The organism is Streptomyces sp. NPDC048255 (assembly GCF_040652415.1).
GTDB lineage: Bacteria > Actinomycetota > Actinomycetes > Streptomycetales > Streptomycetaceae > Streptomyces.
Genome location: NZ_JBEZMA010000039.1, coordinates 20,250 through 40,910, shown reverse-complemented (window position 1 = coordinate 40,910; position 20,661 = coordinate 20,250). Strand labels below are relative to the sequence as shown.

The following is a 20,661-nucleotide window of genomic DNA, read 5'->3' as shown; positions in this document are numbered from 1 at the left end:
CGTACTCGATCGGGCATGATCGAGTACGAGACCCCCCGGAGGAGTGAGACCAGTGATCCCTGAAGAGCTGAAGGCCGAACTGCTGGACGTGGGCCTGGAGGCGGCCCGGCTGGCCGGGGCTCTGCTGCGCGACGGCCGGCCGGCCGACCTGGCGGTGGCGGCGACCAAGAGCAGCCCCATCGACGTGGTCACCGAGATGGACATCGCGGCGGAGAAGCTGATCACCGGCCTCCTCGCGGAGCGGCGGCCCGAGGACGGGCTGCTCGGCGAGGAGGGCTCGGACACGCCGGGCACGAGCGGGGTGCGGTGGGTCATCGACCCGCTGGACGGCACCGTGAACTACCTGTACGGGCTGCCGAGCTGGGGCGTGTCGATCGCGGCCGAGTACCGGGGCGAGACCGTGGTGGGCGTCGTGGCCGCGCCGATGCGCGGGGAGACCTACCACGCGGTGCTCGGCGGCGGGGCGTGGCTGGGCACGGTGCGGCTCGCCTGCCGGGCGGCCGCGCCGCTCGACCAGGCGCTGGTCGGCACCGGTTTCGCGTACGTCCAGACCCGGCGGGCCCACCAGGCCGACGTGGCCCAGCGGATCATCCCCCTGGTACGGGACATCCGCCGGGGCGGGTCGGCGGCGCTGGACCTGTGCGACGTGGCCGCCGGGCGGCTGGACGGGTACTACGAGCGCGGGCTGAACCCGTGGGACCTCGCGGCGGGCGAGTTGATCGCCCGGGAGGCGGGCGCCCTGACCGGCGGCCGTCCCGGGGAGCGGGCCTCCGGGGAGCTCACCCTGGCGGCTACCCCGGCGGTCTTCGCCTCCCTCCAGCCGCTGCTGGACGAGGCCGGGGCCTGGCACGACTGAGCCGGGCCGTATCCGGCCCCGCCGCCGTTCGGGGCGCGGGTCCGGGCGCAGCCCGGAGGCCGGCCCGCCGCCCGCTGGACATGGAGGAACCCCGGCCGCCGCGGGACGGCGGCCGGGGTTCCGGGTACAGGGATCAGCCGGCGCTGACGGTCACGGGCACCCCGTGTTCCGCGGCGAGGCGCTGGAGATCCTCCAGCTCCGCCTGTTCCACTTCCGCGAGGAAGTCGTCGCCCGCCTCGCGGGCCTGCCTGAGGTCCGACTGCGTGGCCCTGATGCGCTGCAGGAGACCCGCGGTGAATGCGTCCATGGTGGGTTCGCCCCCTCTTCGTGGGTCGGCGGCGGCACGTGGCAGTCCGCCGTCAGGGAGTGGATGGGGTGTGCTGACGTCCTCCCCGGCACCCTGGGCCCAGAAACCTCGTAAGGCCGAGGAATCCTCACTTCCGCACCGCCCGCCCCGTGCGGGTGACGCCTTACAGCCGGTTTACGGCTGAAACGGGCAGGATGGACGACGCACCACACGTCTGCCCTGATGGGCTCGGAGGAAGGAAAATACGTGCGCGTACTCGTCGTCGAGGACGAGCAGCTGCTCGCCGATGCGGTGGCCACCGGACTGCGCCGGGAGGCCATGGCCGTGGACGTCGTGTACGACGGCGCCGCCGCCCTGGAGCGGGTCGGGGTGAACGACTACGACGTGGTCGTGCTCGACCGCGACCTGCCCCTCGTACACGGTGACGACGTCTGCCGGAAGATCGTCGAGCTCGGCATGCCCACCCGCGTGCTGATGCTGACCGCTTCCGGTGACGTGAGCGACCGGGTGGAGGGGCTCGAACTCGGGGCCGACGACTACCTGCCCAAGCCCTTCGCCTTCACCGAGCTGACCGCCCGGGTGCGGGCGCTCGGACGGCGGACCACCGTCGCGCTGCCGCCCGTACTGGAGCGGGCCGGGATCAAGCTGGACCCCAACCGGCGTGAGGTGTTCCGGGAGGGCAAGGAGGTGCAGCTGGCGCCGAAGGAGTTCGCGGTGCTGGAGGTCCTCATGCGCAGCGAGGGGACCGTCGTCTCCGCCGAACAGCTGCTGGAGAAGGCCTGGGACGAGAACACCGACCCCTTCACCAACGTGGTCCGCGTGACCGTCATGACCCTGCGGCGCAAGCTCGGCGAGCCGCCGGTCATCGTGACCGTGCCCGGTTCCGGATACCGGATCTGACGGATGGCAGCCATCCCGGCGCCACCCGCGACGCCACCGAAACCGACCTGGGACCCCGGCCAGCCCGAGGGTCCTTTCCCTTGGCTGCGGCCGACCATCCGGATACGGCTCACGCTGCTCTACGGCGGGATGTTCCTGATCGCGGGCATCCTGCTGCTGTCGATCATCTACCTGCTGGCGGCGCAGGCGCTGCGGCAGGGCAACGCCCTCATGTACGAGATCGTCGGCGGCCAGAACGTCCAGGTCACCAGCACCACCTGCCCGGTGTCGAGCATCAACCAGCTGGAACAGTTCAACACCGCGATGAAGGCCTGCGCGCTGGAACAGCGCCGGCACGCCCTGGACGACCTGCTGAGCCGCTCGCTGATGGCCCTGCTGGGGCTCAGCATCATCGCCTTCGCCTTCGGCTACGCGATGGCCGGCCGCGTGCTCTCGCCGCTCGGCAAGATCACCCGGACCGCCCGCCGGGTGGTCGGCTCCGACCTGACCCGGCGGATCGAGCTGGACGGGCCGGACGACGAGCTCAAGGAGCTCGCCGACACCTTCGACGAGATGCTCGACCGGCTGGAGCGGGCCTTCACGGCCCAGCAGCGTTTCGTGGCGAACGCCTCGCACGAGCTGCGGACGCCGCTCGCGATCAACCGGACCCTGCTGGAGGTCCACCTCTCCGATCCGGGGGCTCCGGTCGAGCTCCAGCAGCTCGGCAAGACCCTGCTCGCCACCAACGAGCGCAGCGAGCAGCTCGTGGAGGGCCTGCTGCTGCTGGCCCGCAGCGAGAACCAGATAGTGGAGCGCAAGCCCGTGGACCTGGCGGAGGTCGCCTCGCGCGCCATCGAGCAGGCGCGCGGCGAGGCCGAGGCCAAGGGCGTGGACATCCGGGGCGAGCGGGCGCTCGCCGTGGTCCAGGGCAACGGCGTGCTGCTGGAGCGGATCGCGCTCAACCTGGTGCAGAACGCGGTGCGCTACAACGTGCCGGAGGGCGGCTGGGTGGAGGTCACCACCGAGGTCCAGCACGGCCAGGCGGTCCTGCTGGTCTCGAACACGGGTCCCGTTGTTCCCGCGTACGAGGTGGACAACCTCTTCGAGCCCTTCAGACGGCTGCGTACGGAGCGAACGGGCAGCGACAAGGGTGTCGGGCTCGGCCTCTCGATCGCGCGCTCCGTGGCCCGCGCACACGGCGGAAGGATCCAGGCGACGCCCCGCGAGGGCGGTGGCCTCGTGATGCGTGTCACTCTTCCTTTGTGAGATCCGCCGCCCTGTGTTCGCTGGTGGCTGAACTCGTGGTCCATGAAAACACTTCGCCCTGTGTGATCGATCACAGTGCCCGGTGTCGGCCCATGTGCGTTCAGTGACCCCGGGACGGCCGGAACGCCCGGGAAGTCCGGGTTTCCGGTCCCCCTGATGGCGGTAAATGCACGGGGTGGCGTTTGTGCAAGACGGCCCCCGGACCGTGTACGGTCCCGGTCGTCATCCCAGCCAATTGCTCCTCAAGGCGTGCGGCTGGGTGTCGATTGAGTAACAGACCTTGATGTGAGGCAAAATCTCCGCCTCAGGTCGGGCACAAGTCCGGCCTCTCGCGCGTTACGTGCGCTGAGACACCGCTAACACCCAGAGGGGGAGAGCGAACAATGGCAACGGACTACGACACCCCACGCAAGACCGACGACGACGTCGACAACGACAGCATTGAAGAGCTGAAGGCCCGACGTAACGAGAAGTCGTCCTCGTCCGTGGACATGGACGAGTTCGACTCGGCCGAAAGCCTGGAGCTTCCCGGCGCGGACCTCTCCAACGAGGAGCTGGCCGTCCGGGTCCTGCCCAAGCAGGCCGACGAGTTCACCTGCATGAGCTGCTTCCTGGTGCACCACCGCAGCCAGCTGGCACGCGAGAAGAACGGTCAGCCGATCTGCCGCGACTGCGACTGAGAGGCGTCGGCCGTGGCTGGCTCGACACCCTTTCGGAAGCGACGCTTCCGAAAATCTGGTGATCCGGCGGAGACGCAGGTGGCGATCACGGGCCCGGAAACGGGTCCTGGAGCCCCCGGCGTACCCGCCGTGCCCTCCGACACCGCCCCGGCGGTGCCGTCGGCCACAGAGGTCGGCGAGGGGTCCCGGCAGCGGTCCGGGGCTCGTCGGCTCCAAGCCGTCAAGAACGGTGTACGCAAGGGCGGCGAAAGTGCCAGGGCCGCCGCCCTGTACGTCACCGACCTGATCATCGAGAACGCCCCGCGCGTTCCGGTTCGGGACCTCGCGACCCTGCGCGCGCAGTTCCCGGGCCTCGGTCCCGATCAGCTTGCCGACAAGCTGATCGCGGGCGCCGCCAACGCCACGTCCACCGTCGGCGCGGGCATCGGCGCGGCGGCCATGCTGCCCGTTCCGCCCGCGATGCCGGCGGAGCTGGCCGCGGAGGTCACCAGCGTCGCGGCGATCGAGCTGAAGCTCGTCGCCGAACTCCACGAGGTGTACGGCCTGCGCCCGCCCGGCAGCCTCAAGGACCGCAGCCTCGCCTACCTGACCGCCTGGACGGAGGAGCGCGGGGTCGACCTGACGAAGCCGACCACCCTGAACGCGGCGCTCGGCGGCCAGATGAAGCGCGAACTGCGCCAGCAGATCATGAAGCGGATGTTCCGCAACCTGCCGAACCTCATGCCCTTCATGGTGGGAGCGGCCGTCGGAGCCGTCATGAACCGCCGAGACACCCGGAAACTCGCCGAGAAGGTCCGCGGAGACCTGCGCAGCCGTGCAGTGGCCTGGGACGCCCTGAAGACACTGCCGCCCCTGGAACAGCCCTCCAAGCCCCTTCCCGAGGGCATCAGGAACGCCATCGAGGGACGGCCGCACGGCGGCCACGGCTGAGCACCGCCGCCGGGCCGCTGCACCTCCCTCAGCCGGCGGACGCGCCGGCCTTCGCCGCGAGCACGGCCGCACGCAGCGCCTCGGGCTCGCGGGTCGAGACGTAGACGTACGGGGTCGGGTCGGCCGGGTCCGTCACCTCGATGCGGACCGCCGTCGGGACGTAGCTGCGCATCAGCATGAAGGCGCGCGTGTCGGCCTTGTACGTGCGCCAGGCGCGCGACTCCTCGGCGTCCAGGATCTCGGGCTCGCCCAGGGCCGTCACCGGGATCCGCGCGTCCCCCGCCGCCAGCGCTCCGTTCACCACGCGCACGCGCGCGGAGCCGTACGAGCTCACCAGCAGCCCCGACAGCGCGGCGCCCCCGACCAGCCCGGCCAGCAGCGGCAGGGTGCCGAGCGGCAGCAGCATCAGCGCGCACGCGAGACCGATGAGTACGGCGATGCCCCACCAGGAGCGGGGGGCGGTCAGACGTTCGTCGTGGTGCGCGGGGGAGAGCTGCATACGGCCAAGCCTGCCACGAGGCGACCGGTGGGTAGCCGCGCGGGTAAGGTCTGCGGCTGTGAGTGGACGAAACACAGCGTTGACGCCCCCGGCCGACGCCACCGCGCCGGTCCGGCATCCCGATGCCCCGGCACCCGGGGAGCTGCTCGGCGCGCACTACGAGCACTGTTTCGGCTGCGGCGAGGGGCAGCCGCACGGACTCCACCTGGAGGCCCGGGCGGGCGAGGGCGTGCGCATCACCGCCGAGTTCACCGTCAAGCCCGCCCACCAGGGGGCACCCGGCCTCGCCCACGGCGGCGTCCTGGCCACCGCGCTCGACGAGACGCTGGGCTCCCTGAACTGGCTGCTGCGCGTCATCGCGGTGACGGGCCGGCTGGAGACCGACTTCGTGCGGCCCGTGCCCGTGGGCACGCTGCTGTACCTCGAGGCCGAGGTCACCGCCGTCGCCGGCCGGAAGATCTACTGCACGGCCGTGGGCCGGATAGGCGGCCCGGAGGGCCTGGTCGCGGTGCGCGCCGACGCCCTCTTCATCGAAGTGAAGGTCGACCACTTCATCGACAACGGTCGGCCCGAGGAGATCCGGGCGGCGATGGCCGACCCGGACCAGGTCAGGCGCGCACGCGCCTTTGAGGTGAACCCCTGATGTCCCTGAACAACAACGCGGCGCGTCACGACATCGACGTGCTGATCCGCCGGATCGACCCGGAGGTCCCGATTCCGGCCTACGGTCACCCCGGCGACGCCGGCTGCGACCTGGTGACCACCGAGGCCGCCGAGCTGGAGCCCGGAGAGCGCGCGGTACTCCCCACCGGGGTGTCCATCGCCCTGCCCGACGGGTACGCGGCCTTCGTGCACCCGCGCTCGGGCCTGGCCGCCCGCTGCGGGCTCGCGCTCGTGAATGCCCCGGGGACGGTGGATGCCGGGTACCGTGGGGAGATCAAGGTGATCGTGGTCAATCTCGACCCTCGCGAGAGCGTCCGGTTCGAGCGTTTCGACCGCATTGCCCAGCTGGTTGTCCAGAGGGTCGAGAAGGTGCGCTTCCACGAGGTGGCGGAACTTCCCGGCTCGGCCCGGGCCGAGGGGGGTTTCGGCTCCACCGGCGGTCATGCGGCCGTGGCCGGATCCGGCGCTGGTCAGCAGGGTGGGAATGGCTACGCTTCGGTCGTAACCGACCGGGAAGGACAGTGACGTGTTCGGACGTCGCAAGAAGAACGACTCCGCCAAGGACGGCGGCGCGGCCGAGCAGGTCGTTGACGGCGCCGGCGCCGACGAGTTCGACGATGCCGAGGGTCAGGACGACGCCGCGGCCAAGCCGCGCCGGGTGAACCTGCCGCCGGCCCCGCGGCCCGACGGCCCCTGGGACGTCTCCGAGGTGCTCGGCAACCCGGCCGACGGCCGGGTGGACCTGGGCGGCATCCTCGTACCCGGTGTCGAGGGCATGGAGCTGCGCGTCGAGGTCGCCGGTGACGCGATCGTGGCCGCCACCGTGGTCCTCGGCGACAGTGCCGTGCAGCTGCAGGCCTTCGCCGCGCCCAAGAAGGAGGGCATCTGGGGCGAGGTCCGCGACGAGATCGCCACGGGCATCACCCAGCAGGGCGGCCTCATCGACGAGGCCGAGGGCCCGCTGGGCTGGGAGCTCCGCGCCCAGGTACCCGTACAGCTCCCCGACGGGCAGGCCGGCGCCCAGCTGGTGCGCTTCGTCGGCGTCGACGGCCCGCGCTGGTTCCTGCGCGGTGTCATCTCCGGCCAGGGCGCGGTGCGTCCCGAGTCGGCGGGCGTGCTGGAGCAGATCTTCCGGGACACCGTCGTCGTCCGTGGCGACGGCCCGATGGCCCCCCGCGACCCGATCGTCCTGAAGCTGCCGAACGACGCCCAGATGGTGCCGGACGGCGTGCAGACGGAGGAGCAGGAAGGCTCCCGCTTCGGCGGCGGCATGGGCCAGCTGGAGCGCGGTCCGGAGATCACCGAGGTCCGCTGACGGTCCGCTGACCTCGCGCCGCCCCCTCGCAGGCGGGGCAGACGCATGTTTTCGGCCGGTGGGCCCTACTCCTTCGGGGTGGGGCCCACCGGCCGTTCGCGTGCGTGCGCGGTGGACGCGCCGTGCGGGCGTCAGGAATCCGTCAGGGATGCCCCCGCAGGCCCTCATCGGTGCGTGAACGGCGCGGACGTCCCTGAGAATGGGCGCATGGGACGCGGCAGGCTGAGGATCTATCTGGGCGCGGCCCCCGGCGTGGGCAAGACCTACGCGATGCTCTCCGAGGCCCACCGCAGGGTGGAGCGGGGCGCCGACTGCGTGGTCGGCTTCGTCGAGCACCACGGGCGGCCGCGCACCGAGGTCATGCTGCACGGGCTGGAACAGGTGGAGCGCAGGACGCTGGCGTACCGCGGCGCGGCCTTCACCGAGATGGACGTGGACGCGGTGCTCGCCCGCAGACCCGCCGTCGCCCTCGTGGACGAGCTCGCGCACACCAACGTGCCGGGCTCGCGCAATGCCAAGCGCTGGCAGGACGTGGAAGAGCTGCTGCGGGCCGGCATCGACGTCGTGTCCACGGTCAACATCCAGCACCTGGAGTCGCTCGGGGACGTGGTCGAGTCGATCACCGGGGTCCGGCAGCGGGAGACCGTGCCGGACGAGGTGGTCCGCCGGGCGGACCAGATAGAGCTCGTCGACATGTCCCCGCAGGCGCTGCGCCGCCGCATGGCCCACGGGAACATCTACAAGTCCGACAAGGTCGACGCGGCCCTGTCCAACTACTTCCGCCCCGGCAACCTCACCGCCCTGCGCGAGCTCGCGCTGCTGTGGGTGGCCGACCGGGCGGACGAGTACCTCCAGCAGTACCGGGGCGAGCACGGCATCCGCTCCACCTGGCAGGCGCGCGAGCGGATCGTCGTCGGGCTGACCGGCGGGCCGGAGGGGCGCACGCTCATCCGGCGGGCCTCCCGGATGGCCGCCAAGGGCTCCGGCAGCGAGATCCTGGCCGTCTACATCGCCCGCAGCGACGGGCTCACCGCGGCCTCGCCGAAGGAGCTCGCGGTCCAGCGGACGCTGGTCGAAGACCTGGGCGGAACGTTTCACCATGTGATCGGCGACAACGTCCCCGAGGCACTGCTCGCCTTCGCCCGCGGGGTCAACGCCACCCAGATCGTGCTCGGCTCCAGCCGCCGCCGCTCCTGGCAGTACGTCTTCGGGCCCGGGGTCGGCGCCAGCGTGGCCCGCGACTCGGGGCCCGACCTCGACGTCCACATCGTCACGCACGAAGAGGCCGCCAAGGGCCGCGGCCTGCCCGTGGTCCGCTCGGCGGCCCGCCTCGGCCGGCCCCGCATCGTGGCCGGCTGGGTGGTGGGCGTGCTCCTCCCCGCCCTGCTCTGCCTGCTGCTCACCCACATCGAGGCGGACCCCGGGCTCGCCAACGACATGCTGCTCTTCCTGGCACTGACGGTGGCGGCCGCGCTGCTGGGCGGGCTGTGGCCGGCGCTGGCCTCGGCCGCCTTCGGGTCCCTGCTGCTCAACTACTACTTCGCGCCGCCGCTGCACCGGTTCACGATCTCCGACCCCAAGAACATCGTGGCCATCGCCGTCTTCTTCGGGGTCGCCGTCTCTGTGGCCTCGGTGGTGGACCTGGCCGCCCGGCGCACCCACCAGGCCGCGCGGCTGCGCGCCGAGTCCGAGATCCTCTCCTTCCTGGCCGGCAGCGTGCTGCGCGGGGAGACCACGCTCGACGCGCTGCTGGAGCGGGTGCGCGAGACCTTCGCCATGGAGTCCGTGGCCCTGCTCGAACGCGCGGGCGACGTCGAGGACTGGAAACGGGCCGCCAGCGTCGGCCCGAGCCCGGTGGCCCGGCCCGAGGACGCCGATGTGGACATGCCCATCGGGGACCACATGGCACTGGCCCTGTCCGGGCGGGTGCTGCCCGCCGAGGACCGCAGGGTGCTCGGCGCCTTCGCCGCCCAGGCCGCCGTGGTCCTGGACCGCCAGCGGCTGGTCGGGGAGGCCGAGGAGGCCCGCCGGCTGGCCGAGGGCAACCGGATCCGGACCGCGCTGCTGGCCGCCGTCAGCCATGACCTCCGTACGCCCCTGGCATCCATCAAGGCCTCGGTGAGCTCCCTGCGCTCCGACGACGTGGAGTGGTCCGAGGAGGACCGGGCCGAACTGCTCGAAGGCATCGAGGACGGCGCCGACCGGCTCGACCACCTCGTGGGCAACCTGCTGGACATGTCCCGGCTCCAGACCGGCACCGTCACCCCGCTGATCAGGGAGATCGACCTCGACGAGGTGGTCCCCATGGCGCTGGGCGGCGTACCGGAGGACAGCGTGGTGCTGGACGTGCCCGAGACGCTGCCGATGGTGGCGGTCGACCCGGGGCTGCTGGAGCGGGCCGTGGCCAACGTGGTGGAGAACGCCGTCAAGTACAGCCCGCGGGGGCAGCCCGTCCTGGTGGCGGCCAGCTTCCTCGGGGACCGGGTCGAGGTGCGGGTCGTCGACCGCGGGCCCGGCGTGCCCGACGAGGCCAAGGACAAGATCTTCGCCCCCTTCCAGCGGCACGGGGACGCCCCGCGCGGGGCCGGGGTGGGCCTCGGGCTCGCGGTCGCCCGGGGCTTCGCGGAGTCCATGGACGGCACCCTGGCCGCCGAGGACACCCCCGGAGGCGGGCTGACCATGGTGCTCACCCTGCGCGCCGTGACCCGGGACGGTACGCCGTCACCGGTCACGGCGGACGGCGGGGCCCGCGGCGGCGACGCCGGCGCGGAGAGAGTGGAACGTGATCACGACCGTGATCGGACGATGCGACAGAAGGCAGGACCTCAATGACCCGGGTGCTCGTGGTGGAAGACGAGCCGCAGATCGTCCGAGCCCTCGTGATCAATCTGAAGGCACGCAAGTACGAGGTCGACGCCGCCGCCGACGGGGCGAGCGCCCTGGAGCTCGCGGCCGCCCGCCACCCCGACGTGGTCGTCCTCGACCTCGGCCTGCCCGACATGGACGGGATCGAGGTGATCAAGGGGCTGCGCGGCTGGACGCGGGTTCCGATCCTCGTCCTCTCGGCCCGCCACACCTCCGACGAGAAGGTCGAGGCCCTGGACGCGGGCGCCGACGACTACGTCACCAAGCCCTTCGGCATGGACGAGCTGCTGGCCCGGCTGCGCGCCGCCGTCCGCCGGGCCGAGCCGGCCGCCGGCACCGCGGAGGAGGAGGTGATCGTGGAGACCGACGGCTTCACGGTGGACCTGGCCGCCAAGAAGGCCGTGCGCGAGGGGCGTGACGTACGGCTCACGCCCACCGAGTGGCACCTGCTGGAGGTGCTGGTCCGCCACGGCGGCAAGCTGGTCAGCCAGAAGCAGCTGCTCCAGGAGGTCTGGGGGCCCTCGTACGGCACGGAGACCAACTACCTGCGGGTCTACATGGCACAACTGCGCCGCAAGCTGGAGGCGGACCCCTCGCACCCGCGGCACTTCATCACGGAACCGGGCATGGGATACCGCTTCGAGAGGTAGTGGGGGCGCCGGTACGCTTCCTGTATGAGTGCTGAACCGCGTCCCGGGAAGCCCGCCAAGCCGATCAGGCCGGCGGGCCGGTTCCGCCGGATGATAGAGCGGCTTTCCACCTCCCAGGAGGAGCTGCATTCCGCGGAGCTGCAGGAGGACGCAGAAGCCGCGGGGTGTACGCGGATCTGCGACTGCCACGACCGCCAGATAGTCAAGGTGACCGGAACCCTGCGTACCGTCACCCTGCGGCCGCGGGCGGGCGTCCCCGCCCTGGAGGCCGAGCTGTTCGACGGCTCGGCCGCGCTGGACGTGGTCTGGCTCGGGCGTCGCTCGATCGTGGGAATCGAGCCCGGCCGCCGCATGATCGCCTCCGGGCGCATCTCGATGAGTCACGGCCGCCGGGTGCTCTTCAACCCCAAGTACGAACTCCGACCGCTCGGACAGGAGCACTGACCGGTGACGTCACTCGACAAACCGACCACCCCGCAGGACCCCTCCGCCCCGGCCGCCCAGGACCAGAACGCGGTCACCCAGGCGGCGCTCTTCGACGCCTTCGGGGGCATCCGGGGCACCGTGGAGACGATGCTCCCCGGGCTGCTCTTCGTCATGATCTACACGATCAACAAGGACGTGAAGCTGTCCGCCATCGCTGCGGGCGCGGTCGCGGTCCTGCTGGTGATCGTCCGGCTGCTGCGCAAGGACACGGTGAAGCACGCCTTCAGCGGGGTCTTCGGCGTCGGCGTCGGCGTGGCCTTCGCCCTCTTCACGGGCAGCGCGAAGGGCTTCTACCTGCCCGGCATGATCTACGGCGCCGGTCTCGGCGTGGCCTTCACGGTCTCCGCACTGGTGGGCTTCCCGCTGCTCGGCGTGGTCCTGGGGCCGGTGTTCCGGGAGAACCTGTCCTGGCGCACCCGCAACCCGGGACGGAAGAAGGCCTACACCAAGGCCAGCCTGGCCTGGGGGATCATCTTCCTCGCCAAGTACGCGATCCTCTTCCCGCTGTACTGGTGGGGGGACGCGACGCAGCTGGGCTGGGTCCTGATCGCGCTCAAGCTCCCGCCGATGGTGCTCGCGGTGTACTTCACCTGGGTGTTCCTGGCAAAGGCCCCGCCGCCGATCGACGTGATCGCGGAGTACGAGGCCGAGGAGGCCGCGGAGAAGGCCCGTACCGCCGCGGCCCGGGAGAACCGGTCCTGATGTAGCCCCGCCGCACCATCCAGCCCCGCCGGCGTTCGAGGCGCGGGGCCTGGGGCGGAGCCCCAGCAGCGGAGCCGCAGCGAACGGCGACGGCCCGGACAACACGAAGGGGGCGGAGCGACCACCGGTCGCCCCGCCCCCTTCGTCGTGCGAGCGTGCCCGCAGGGCTAACGGCGGGCCTGGAGGAGGTCCTCCAGCTGTTCCTCACGGGCCTGGGCGGCCACGAAGAGCAGCTCGTCACCCGGCTCCAAGGTCTCCTCCCCGTGCGGGGTCAGGACCCGGTTGCCGCGGATGATCGTGACCAGGGAGGTGTCCTCGGGCCAGGTGATCTCGCTGATCTGGGTGCCGGCCACCGAGGAGTCCGACGGCAGGGTCAGCTCCACCAGGTTGGCGTCGCCGTGGCTGAAGCGCAGCAGCCGTACGAGGTCGCCGACGCTGACGGCCTCCTCGACCAGGGCGGACATCAGACGCGGGGTGGAGACGGCGACGTCCACGCCCCAGGACTCGTTGAAGAGCCACTCGTTCTTCGGATTGTTGACGCGGGCCACCACGCGGGGGACCCCGTACTCGGTCTTGGCGAGGAGCGAGACGACGAGGTTGACCTTGTCGTCACCCGTCGCCGCGATGACCACGTTGCAGCGCTGCAGCGCGGCCTCGTCCAGCGAGGTGATCTCGCAGGCGTCGGCCAGCAGCCACTCGGCCTGCGGCACCCGCTCCACGGAGATGGCGGTCGGCGCCTTGTCGACCAGCAGTACCTCGTGGCCGTTCTCCAGCAGCTCGCCCGCGATGGAACGGCCCACCGCGCCTGCCCCGGCGATCGCGACTCTCATGCGTGTGCCTCCTCGGGGCCTTCGGCGAAGGCCGCCTCGACCTTGTCGATCTCGTCCGTGCGCATCATCACGTGGACGAGGTCGCCCTCCTGGAGCACCGTCGCCGACGTCGGGAGCACGGCCTCGCCCAGGCGGGTGAGGAAGGCGACCCGTACGCCGGTCTCCTCCTGCAGCTTGCTGATCCGGTGGCCGACCCAGGCGGTGGAGGTGTGCACCTCGGCGAGCTGCACCGCTCCGCTGGGGTCGCGCCACAGGGGCTCGGCGCCGGACGGCAGCAGCCGGCGCAGCATCTGGTCGGCGGTCCACCGCACGGTGGCGACGGTGGGGATGCCCAGGCGCTGGTAGACCTCGGCGCGCTTGGGGTCGTAGATGCGGGCGGCGACGTTCTCGACGCCGAACATCTCCCGGGCCACGCGGGCGGCGATGATGTTGGAATTGTCACCACTGCTGACCGCGGCGAAGGCCCCCGCCTCCTCGATCCCGGCCTCGCGCAGGGTGTCCTGGTCGAAGCCGACCCCGGTGACGCGGCGCCCGCCGAATCCGGCACCCAGCCGGCGGAATGCGGTGGGGTCCTGGTCGACCACGGCGACCGTGTGCCCCTGCTGTTCCAAGGTCTGCGCGAGGGCAGAACCCACTCGTCCGCAGCCCATAATGACGATGTGCACGGCCGTCCTTCCGGCTGTCAGCGGCTCGCTGGTTCCCAGCCTCATTGCATGCTCTGGCTTAACAGGGTCTCAGACCATGGCCCAAGCTACACACGGGTGGTCACCGATGTGACGTCTTCGGGCCCAGTCGGAGGCGTATGGGCGGCGTATGGGCGGCGTATCGGAGGCGAATTGCCGTACGAAGGGGCATGCGGTTCGTCAGGCTGATTTCGAACGCTTACGATCCTCTGCGTGTCCAAACTGACCGACGTGCCCAAACGGATCCTGATCGGCCGGGCGCTGCGCAGCGACCGCCTCGGAGAAACCCTTCTTCCCAAGCGGATCGCCCTTCCCGTCTTCGCCTCCGACCCGCTCTCCTCGGTGGCATATGCCCCCGGCGAAGTCCTGCTGGTCCTGTCGATCGCGGGTGTGTCGGCGTACCAGTTCAGCCCATGGATCGCCGCTGCGGTCGTCGTGCTGATGTTCACCGTCGTCGCCTCCTACCGCCAGAACGTCCACGCGTATCCCAGTGGCGGCGGTGACTACGAGGTCGCCAACACCAACCTCGGGCCCAAGGCCGGTCTCACCGTGGCCAGCGCACTGCTCGTCGACTACGTCCTGACCGTCGCCGTCTCGATCTCCTCCGGAGTCGAGAATCTCGGTTCCGCGGTCGACTTCGTCATCGAGCACAAGGTGCTCTCGGCAGTGATCATGATTCTGCTGCTCACGCTGATGAATCTGCGCGGCGTGAAGGAATCCGGCAGTCTCTTCGCCATCCCGACGTACGTCTTCGTGGGCGCCGTCTTCGTCATGATCGCCTGGGGCGCCTACAAGGGCATCGTCCTCGACGACACCATGAAGGCCCCCACCGCGGACCTGGAGATCAAGGCCGAGCACGAGGGACTGGCCGGCTTCGCGCTGGTCTTCCTGCTGTTGCGGGCCTTCTCCTCCGGCTGCGCCGCCCTGACCGGCGTCGAGGCCATCAGCAACGGTGTCCCCGCGTTCCGCAAGCCCAAGAGCAAGAACGCGGCCACCACCCTCGCCCTCATGGGCGGCCTGGCCGTCACCATGTTCTGCGGGATCATCGGCCTGGCCATGGCCACCGACGTGAAGATGGCGGAGAAGCCCGCCACCGACCTGCTGGAGAACGGCACCCCGGTCGGTGACGGCTACGTCCAGCACCCGGTGATCTCCCAGGTGGCGGAGGCCGTCTTCGGCAACGGCAGCTTCCTCTTCATCGTGCTCGCCGCCGCCACCGCGCTGGTCCTGTTCCTGGCCGCCAACACCGCGTACAACGGCTTCCCGCTGCTCGGTTCGATCCTCGCCCAGGACCGTTACCTGCCGCGCCAGCTGCACACCCGCGGCGACCGGCTCGCCTTCTCCAACGGCATCGTGCTCCTCGCGGGCGCCGCCATGCTGCTGGTGTGGGTCTACGACGCCGACTCGACCAAGCTGATCCAGCTCTACATCGTCGGCGTCTTCGTCTCCTTCACGCTGAGCCAGATCGGCATGGTCCGGCACTGGAACCGCCACCTGAAGACCGAGCGCGAACCGGCGGCCCGCCGCCGCATGCACCGCTCCCGGGCCATCAACACCTTCGGCGCCTTCTTCACCGGCATGGTGCTGGTGGTCGTCCTGGCCACCAAGTTCACCCACGGCGCCTGGGTCGCCCTGCTCGGCATGGTGATCTTCTACGGCACGATGTCCGCGATCCGCAAGCACTACGACCGCGTCTCCGCCGAGATCGCCGCGGCCGAAGGCCCGAGCGACGACAGCGTGCGGCCCTCCCGGGTCCACTCGATCGTCCTGGTCTCCAAGGTCCACAAGCCCACCCTGCGCGCCCTGGCCTTCGCCAAGCTGACCCGCTCCGACACCCTGGAGGCGCTCAGCATCAGCGTCGACGCGGTGGAGACCAAGGCCCTGCGCGAGGAGTGGGAGCGGCGCGGGATCAACGTCCCGCTCAAGATCCTCGACTCGCCGTACCGCGAGATCACCCGCCCGGTCGTGGAGTACGTGAAGGGCCTGCGCAGCGAGAACCCGCGCGACGCCGTCAGCGTGTACATCCCCGAGTACGTCGTCGGCCGCTGGTACGAACACCTGCTGCACAACCAGAGCGCGCTGCGGCTCAAGGGCCGGCTGCTCTTCACCCCCGGCGTGATGGTCACCTCGGTGCCCTACCAGCTGGAGTCCTCGGAACTCGCCAAGAGGCGGGCGAAGAAGCGGCAGGAGTGGAACGCCCCGGGTGCGGTCCGCCGCGGCCCGGTCGACACGCCGCGACCGCCGAAGGACCCTGCCGCCAAGCGCTGAGCGGGGTGGTGAACGGCCGGACGAGATCCACGTAAACTGGTGGGTCGGTCGTCCGGCCGTTCTTCGCGTTGAAGCATTTGATCCTTTGATCTTTGGAGCCTCCCCACCATGACCGAGCAGAACGAGAAGCAGTCACTGGTCGGGGAGGAGTACGAGGTCGAGGTCGGCCCCGTCGCGCACGGTGGGCACTGCATCGCCCGGACCGAAGACGGACGCGTCCTGTTCGTCCGCCACACCCTGCCCGGCGAGAAGGTCGTCGCGAAGGTCACCGAGGGCGACGTGGACTCCCGCTACCTGCGCGCCGACGCGATCACCGTCCTCGACGCCTCCAAGGACCGGGTCCCGGCCCCCTGCCCGTACGCCGGCCCCGGCAAGTGCGGCGGCTGCGACTGGCAGCACGCCAAGCCCGGCGCCCAGCGCCGGCTCAAGGGCGAGGTCGTCGCCGAGCAGCTGAAGCGGCTCGCCGGCCTCACCCCGGAGGAGGCCGGCTGGGACGGCACCGTCATGCCGGCCGAGGGCGACAAGCTCCCCGCCGGACAGGTCCCGCAGTGGCGCACCCGGGTCCAGTTCGCCATCGACGAGGACGGCCGCGTCGGCCTGCGCAAGCACCGCTCGCACGAGATCGAGCCCGTCGACCACTGCATGATTGCCGCTCCCGGAGTCAGCGAGCTTGGCATCGAGCAGCAGGACTGGCCCCAGATGGCCACCGTCGAGGCCATCGCGGCCACCGGCTCCGGCGACCGCCAGGTCGTCCTGACCCCGCGCCCCGGCGGCCGCCTGCCCCTCGTCGAGCTGGACAAGCCGGTCTCGGTGCTCCGGGTCGAGGAGAAGGACGGCGGGGTCCACCGGGTCCACGGCCGCCCCTTCGTCCGCGAGCGCGCGGACGGCCGTACCTACCGGGTCGGCATGGGCGGCTTCTGGCAGGTCCACCCGCAGGCCGCCGACACCCTGATCAAGGCCGTCATGCAGGGCCTGATGCCGCGCAAGGGCGAGATGGCCCTCGACCTGTACTGCGGCGTCGGCATCTTCGCGGGCGCGCTGGCCGAGCGGCTCGGCGAGACGGGCGCGGTACTCGGCATCGAGTCGACGAAGCGCGCGGTCGAGGACGCCCGCCACAACCTTGCGGACTTCCCGCGGGTCCGCGTGGAGCAGGGCAAGGTCGAGCAGATCCTGCCGAAGACCGGCATCACCGAATGCGACCTGGTCGTCCTGGACCCGCCCCGCGCGGGCGCGGGCAAGCAGACGGTCCGCCACATCGCGGGCCTCTCGGCCCGCCGCATCGCCTACGTGGCCTGCGACCCGGCGGCCCTGGCCCGCGACCTGGCCTACTTCAAGGACAACGGCTACAAGGTCCGCACCCTGCGCGTCTTCGACCTCTTCCCGATGACCCATCACGTGGAGTGCGTGGCGATCCTTGAGCCGATCGCCAAGGGCGCCTGACCTGCGGTTTCTCGGCCCTGTCCAGGTGCTCGACCTGTTTCCGGGCAAGCACAAGGTGAAGGCGTGCGGCACCTGCTGAAGGCCCGTGACCCTGTGGTTTAGGTAGGGCGACGCCGCCTTCGCTAGCAGCACCCGTGCGCTCTTCGGGATGCTGACGCTCGTCATGAAGCTCCGCGAGAGCGGCCCAAGACGTGTGCACGGACGCGCCTGGGGCCGTTCCTGACAGTGTGGGCTGGGAGGCCGGACCTGTGAAAGCAAGTTCGCCCGGGACGAGGGCAACACAAAGTAGCGGCTCTGCCCGTCCGGATCTGCGAGAACCTGGCAGTATCCGCTGCGGCTGCGGACTCGCACGGCACGCGGGCCGCCGCTGGTCTGCCTCCAGGGCCAGCCGTCCGCCGTCGCTCTCGTTTTCTGCGCACCTGCACGAAGGCGGAGTCGTACCCCGCTACCACGGGGACTTCGACTGGGCGGCCTGTTCATATTCGGAAACGGACTCGGCATTGGCTGTTCACCGGTCTTCCCGCATGTGCGGCGCCCGCTTCGTTGCTTGCTGCTGAGAGCTGACCGGCTCGGCCATCCGGCAGTGGAAAACGCACTCAGCTGATCTCAACGGTGGGCAGTGGCATCCGGGGAGGCCGAGCGAGCCAGGCAGGGAGAGGCTGGGCCAGCTCGGGTGTGATCCGGCCTATATGGTCATGGTTCCGGCCGACGGCCGTGGCGGCGTTTCCCGGTCGCCGCCGCCTTGCCTAAGATCACCGAAACCGATTGCGGCCCGACGGGCTTCCCACGAGGACATGCCCCCACCCGCACGAGCTACTCGTGCCCTGGGGGAACCATCTCGTGTCCTTGCTCCTGCTGAAGCTGTCAGCGCAGGATCTGCTCACCTTGCATACGCGCCGCCACATGGTGCCGCACCTTGCTGCTCGCTGGAGGCATTTCCGAGGCTCGGACGCCTCGGTCACCGAGCGCTCCGCATGGGCGGAGAGCTTGATCAGTCTTGCGAACGATCTGGTCGCTGCCGACCGCGGGAACGTGGAGATGGTCGTCGAGTGCGCCGCCACCATCGACGAGTCAGACCGCTCGGAACCCCGGCTCATCGATGTCGTGTTGGTCGGCCGGCATCCGCAGGAGAACCGGCCGTCCGTGCAACTCGTCGAATTGAAGCGCTGGTCTAGGGTGACCAGGATCGAGCGAGCCACTGCGGAACTGGTGCACGTGCCGGGCCTGGGTGCCAAGAAACATCCTGCGTTGCAGTTGCGTGAGTACTACGAGGCGTTCACGAGTGACAAGGGGCCCTTTGAGAACGAAGAATTCGAGTGTGGGGGGTTCGCCTATCTCCACAACGCCACGGACGACTCCGTACGTCCGCTCATCGGTGTAGATGCGCCCACGGGCGCGTACGCCCGCGTGTACACGGCCGACCGGCGTGCCCAGTTCCTCGATGACCTCAGGGCAAGCTTCGCCCCCGAGGGCGGTGCTTCCGAGGCCGCGACCATGTTGCGGACCATGGGTCTGAGCAATACACCACTGCTCGACGCCATGAACTGGTCCCGAGGCGACGACACCGTCTTCGTCCTCCGAGGCCGACAGAAGGCGGTCGCGGAACAGATTCTCGAAGCGGCATTCAAGATCCTTCCCGACCCGGAGCATCCCGCGCTGGTTCCGGACGAGAGGCGAGTGGTCTTCCTGGTCACAGGTGGCGCCGGTACCGGCAAGAGTGCCATCGGCCTACAGGTCAAGGCACAGCTCGAGGCGCAGGGGCGAACCGTGAAGTACGCCAGCGGGAGCAGGGCATTCAACGCGGCCATTCAGGAACATGTCGGTTACGGGGACAAAGAGTTCAGGGAGACCTTCACCTACTTCAGCAACTTCGTCGACACCTCGGTGCCCCCGGTGGACGTTCTGATCTGCGACGAGGCGCATCGCCTGCGGGACCGCTCGACGAACCGGTTCTGGACACCGGAGCAACGGGAAAAGTGGGGGAAGGGGCCGCAGGTGGACGAGCTTCTCGACGCGTCACGCCTGACGGTGTTCTTCCTGGACGAAGGCCAGTCCGTGCGGCCGAAGGAAGTCGGCACCGTCGAGCTGATCAAGGATGCGGCCGCGCGCCGTTGTGCCGACCTGCTCGAGTATGGCCTGCGCGAGCAGTTCCGCTGCGGAGGCAGTGGCTCGTACATCCGCTGGGTACGCGCACTCCTGGGCGTGACGGACGAGGAGCCGAAGCCTTGGAGGACGGACGAGGAGCCCCAGTCCTGGAGGGCGGACGGGCTGATGCATGTCGAGGTGGCGGAGACCCCGGAGGAGCTCGAACGGATCATCAGGACGGAGGCCGGGGCCGGCGCGTCCGCACGCATGGTCGCGGGGTACTGCTGGCCCTGGACGGAACCCATGGGCGAGGAGAAGCGTCTGGAAGCCGATGTCCGCATCGGAGAGTGGCACAGGCCGTGGAACGCGAAGAGCGAGAGCTACTGCGCGGACGGGGTTCCGCCGTCGGACATCTGGTCCGTTCATCCCAACGGCCTCGGCCAGATCGGCTGTGTCTACACGGCGCAGGGCCTGGAATGGGACTGGTGCGGGGTGATCATGGGTGACGACATGGTGCGCCGCGGCGATGAGTGGGTGTTCCAGCGTGGCAAGGAACGCAAGGAAGGCCCCGATTCGGACATCAAGCGCGTCGATCTGCCGGGATCGCTCGATCCGAAGGTCAGTGCGTCCAGTGTGGACGACGACGACTTCGCGCGGCTGGTCCGGCAGGCGTATCACGTGCTGCTGACCCGCGCGAGCCGTGCGACGGTGCTGTACTCCACGGACGAGGAGACCCGCACCTATCTGAAGAAGCTGGTCGGTCTGGTGGAGATCCACGGGCTTCGGCCCACGCGGCTGAACCTTCCGAAGGAGGCTCGCACAGCGCACCTGCCGCGGGCCAACAGGAGACGCAACCGCCAGCGGCGGAAGACGTCGGGCCCTGATCTCCGACTCTTCTGACACCGGGCGCGGACAGTGGGGTGGCGGGCTCTCCGGGCCCGCCACGTACCTGCTCAGAAGAACAGGTCTGCCACCGCGGTCAGCACCGTCACCAGAAGACTGGAGACGACTCCGACAGCGATGTCGATCAGGATTCCGCGAATCCGTTCACGACGCGCAGGCTTGTACTCGACGGGGGTCATACGGCCACTCCAGGGCTGTGAGTTCGGAATGGCAGGGGGCGCCCTACCGGGCAGCCACGCTCACGTCGTCCGTCACCAGACGACGGGCACAACCATCCGTCGCTCACAGCCTGTTCGGCCTGTCGCATGAACCTTAGCCTCGTACCCTCCGGGAAGGTGCGCAGCGAGATCATGC

Annotated in this window: 20 protein-coding genes; 15 read left to right on the top strand and 5 right to left on the bottom strand. The window is 70.2% G+C overall.

What is annotated here, in order from left to right:
* Positions 1 to 43: 43 nt before the first annotated feature.
* Positions 44 to 856: an inositol monophosphatase family protein gene (locus AB0D94_RS26180; RefSeq protein WP_362056176.1), complete on the top strand. Its 813-nt coding sequence runs from the start codon at positions 44 to 46 to the stop codon at positions 854 to 856.
* 133 nt (positions 857 to 989) lie between these two features.
* Here the strand turns inward: AB0D94_RS26180 and AB0D94_RS26175 are convergent, their stop codons facing one another.
* A complete protein-coding gene (locus AB0D94_RS26175) occupies positions 990 to 1,163 on the bottom strand; it encodes a hypothetical protein (RefSeq protein WP_266940539.1) in 174 nt (57 codons plus the stop codon).
* A gap of 246 nt (positions 1,164 to 1,409) precedes the next feature.
* Between AB0D94_RS26175 and AB0D94_RS26170 the strand changes: the two genes are divergently transcribed.
* From AB0D94_RS26170 to AB0D94_RS26155, 4 genes are all read left to right on the top strand, one after another.
* On the top strand, positions 1,410 to 2,063 hold the full coding sequence (locus tag AB0D94_RS26170) for a response regulator transcription factor (RefSeq protein ID WP_030008767.1): 654 nt from the start codon (positions 1,410 to 1,412) through the stop codon (positions 2,061 to 2,063).
* Between the two features lie 3 nt (positions 2,064 to 2,066).
* Positions 2,067 to 3,308, top strand: coding sequence for a HAMP domain-containing sensor histidine kinase (locus AB0D94_RS26165; RefSeq protein ID WP_362056173.1), 1,242 nt, complete (start codon positions 2,067 to 2,069; stop codon positions 3,306 to 3,308).
* A gap of 383 nt (positions 3,309 to 3,691) precedes the next feature.
* Positions 3,692 to 3,988, top strand: coding sequence for a DUF4193 domain-containing protein (locus AB0D94_RS26160; RefSeq protein WP_030036261.1), 297 nt, complete (start codon positions 3,692 to 3,694; stop codon positions 3,986 to 3,988).
* Between the two features lie 12 nt (positions 3,989 to 4,000).
* On the top strand, positions 4,001 to 4,918 hold the full coding sequence (locus AB0D94_RS26155; protein WP_362056170.1) for a hypothetical protein: 918 nt from the start codon (positions 4,001 to 4,003) through the stop codon (positions 4,916 to 4,918).
* A gap of 28 nt (positions 4,919 to 4,946) precedes the next feature.
* On the opposite strand, the gene AB0D94_RS26150 is transcribed toward AB0D94_RS26155, so the two are convergent.
* Positions 4,947 to 5,417, bottom strand: coding sequence for a DUF3093 domain-containing protein (locus AB0D94_RS26150; RefSeq protein WP_362056168.1), 471 nt, complete (start codon positions 5,415 to 5,417; stop codon positions 4,947 to 4,949).
* A gap of 58 nt (positions 5,418 to 5,475) precedes the next feature.
* Between AB0D94_RS26150 and AB0D94_RS26145 the strand changes: the two genes are divergently transcribed.
* From AB0D94_RS26145 to AB0D94_RS26115, 7 genes are all read left to right on the top strand, one after another.
* Positions 5,476 to 6,060, top strand: coding sequence for a PaaI family thioesterase (locus tag AB0D94_RS26145; RefSeq protein ID WP_362056166.1), 585 nt, complete (start codon positions 5,476 to 5,478; stop codon positions 6,058 to 6,060).
* Complete coding sequence (gene dut / locus AB0D94_RS26140) at positions 6,060 to 6,605, top strand: dUTP diphosphatase (RefSeq protein ID WP_362056164.1); 546 nt, start codon at positions 6,060 to 6,062, stop codon at positions 6,603 to 6,605. The genes AB0D94_RS26145 and dut overlap by 1 nt, the downstream gene beginning before the upstream one ends.
* A gap of 1 nt (position 6,606) precedes the next feature.
* A complete protein-coding gene (locus AB0D94_RS26135; RefSeq protein ID WP_362056162.1) occupies positions 6,607 to 7,395 on the top strand; it encodes a DUF3710 domain-containing protein in 789 nt (262 codons plus the stop codon).
* A 207-nt stretch (positions 7,396 to 7,602) separates the two neighbouring features.
* Positions 7,603 to 10,227 (top strand): sensor histidine kinase KdpD, encoded by a 2,625-nt coding sequence (locus tag AB0D94_RS26130; protein WP_362056160.1) that lies wholly within the window; start codon positions 7,603 to 7,605, stop codon positions 10,225 to 10,227.
* Positions 10,224 to 10,910, top strand: a complete 687-nt coding sequence (locus AB0D94_RS26125; protein WP_362056158.1) for a response regulator — start codon at positions 10,224 to 10,226, stop codon at positions 10,908 to 10,910. Before AB0D94_RS26130 ends, AB0D94_RS26125 begins: the two co-directional genes overlap by 4 nt.
* 24 nt (positions 10,911 to 10,934) lie before the next feature.
* Positions 10,935 to 11,354 (top strand): OB-fold nucleic acid binding domain-containing protein, encoded by a 420-nt coding sequence (locus AB0D94_RS26120; RefSeq protein WP_362056156.1) that lies wholly within the window; start codon positions 10,935 to 10,937, stop codon positions 11,352 to 11,354.
* Positions 11,355 to 11,357: 3 nt separating this feature from the next.
* Positions 11,358 to 12,098, top strand: coding sequence for a DUF3159 domain-containing protein (locus AB0D94_RS26115; RefSeq protein WP_362056154.1), 741 nt, complete (start codon positions 11,358 to 11,360; stop codon positions 12,096 to 12,098).
* A 167-nt stretch (positions 12,099 to 12,265) separates the two neighbouring features.
* On the opposite strand, the gene AB0D94_RS26110 is transcribed toward AB0D94_RS26115, so the two are convergent.
* On the bottom strand, positions 12,266 to 12,928 hold the full coding sequence (locus tag AB0D94_RS26110; RefSeq protein ID WP_362056152.1) for a TrkA family potassium uptake protein: 663 nt from the start codon (positions 12,926 to 12,928) through the stop codon (positions 12,266 to 12,268).
* A complete protein-coding gene (locus AB0D94_RS26105; RefSeq protein WP_362056150.1) occupies positions 12,925 to 13,593 on the bottom strand; it encodes a TrkA family potassium uptake protein in 669 nt (222 codons plus the stop codon). Before AB0D94_RS26105 ends, AB0D94_RS26110 begins: the two co-directional genes overlap by 4 nt.
* A 231-nt stretch (positions 13,594 to 13,824) precedes the next feature.
* Here AB0D94_RS26105 and AB0D94_RS26100 point away from each other — a divergent pair, with 231 nt between their 5' ends.
* The 3 genes from AB0D94_RS26100 to AB0D94_RS26090 all read left to right on the top strand — a co-directional run bounded on the left by AB0D94_RS26100 (position 13,825) and on the right by AB0D94_RS26090 (position 20,304).
* Positions 13,825 to 15,879 carry an APC family permease gene (locus AB0D94_RS26100; RefSeq protein ID WP_362056148.1) on the top strand — a complete coding sequence of 685 codons (2,055 nt, stop codon included), beginning with the start codon at positions 13,825 to 13,827 and terminating at the stop codon, positions 15,877 to 15,879.
* Between the two features lie 108 nt (positions 15,880 to 15,987).
* On the top strand, positions 15,988 to 17,319 hold the full coding sequence (locus AB0D94_RS26095) for a class I SAM-dependent RNA methyltransferase (RefSeq protein WP_362056146.1): 1,332 nt from the start codon (positions 15,988 to 15,990) through the stop codon (positions 17,317 to 17,319).
* Positions 17,320 to 18,159: 840 nt separating this feature from the next.
* A complete protein-coding gene (locus AB0D94_RS26090) occupies positions 18,160 to 20,304 on the top strand; it encodes a DUF2075 domain-containing protein (protein ID WP_362056144.1) in 2,145 nt (714 codons plus the stop codon).
* A gap of 53 nt (positions 20,305 to 20,357) precedes the next feature.
* Here AB0D94_RS26090 and AB0D94_RS26085 read toward each other — a convergent pair whose 3' ends face one another.
* A complete protein-coding gene (locus tag AB0D94_RS26085) occupies positions 20,358 to 20,486 on the bottom strand; it encodes a DUF6408 family protein (RefSeq protein ID WP_362056142.1) in 129 nt (42 codons plus the stop codon).
* Between the last annotated feature and the right edge of the window lie 175 nt (positions 20,487 to 20,661).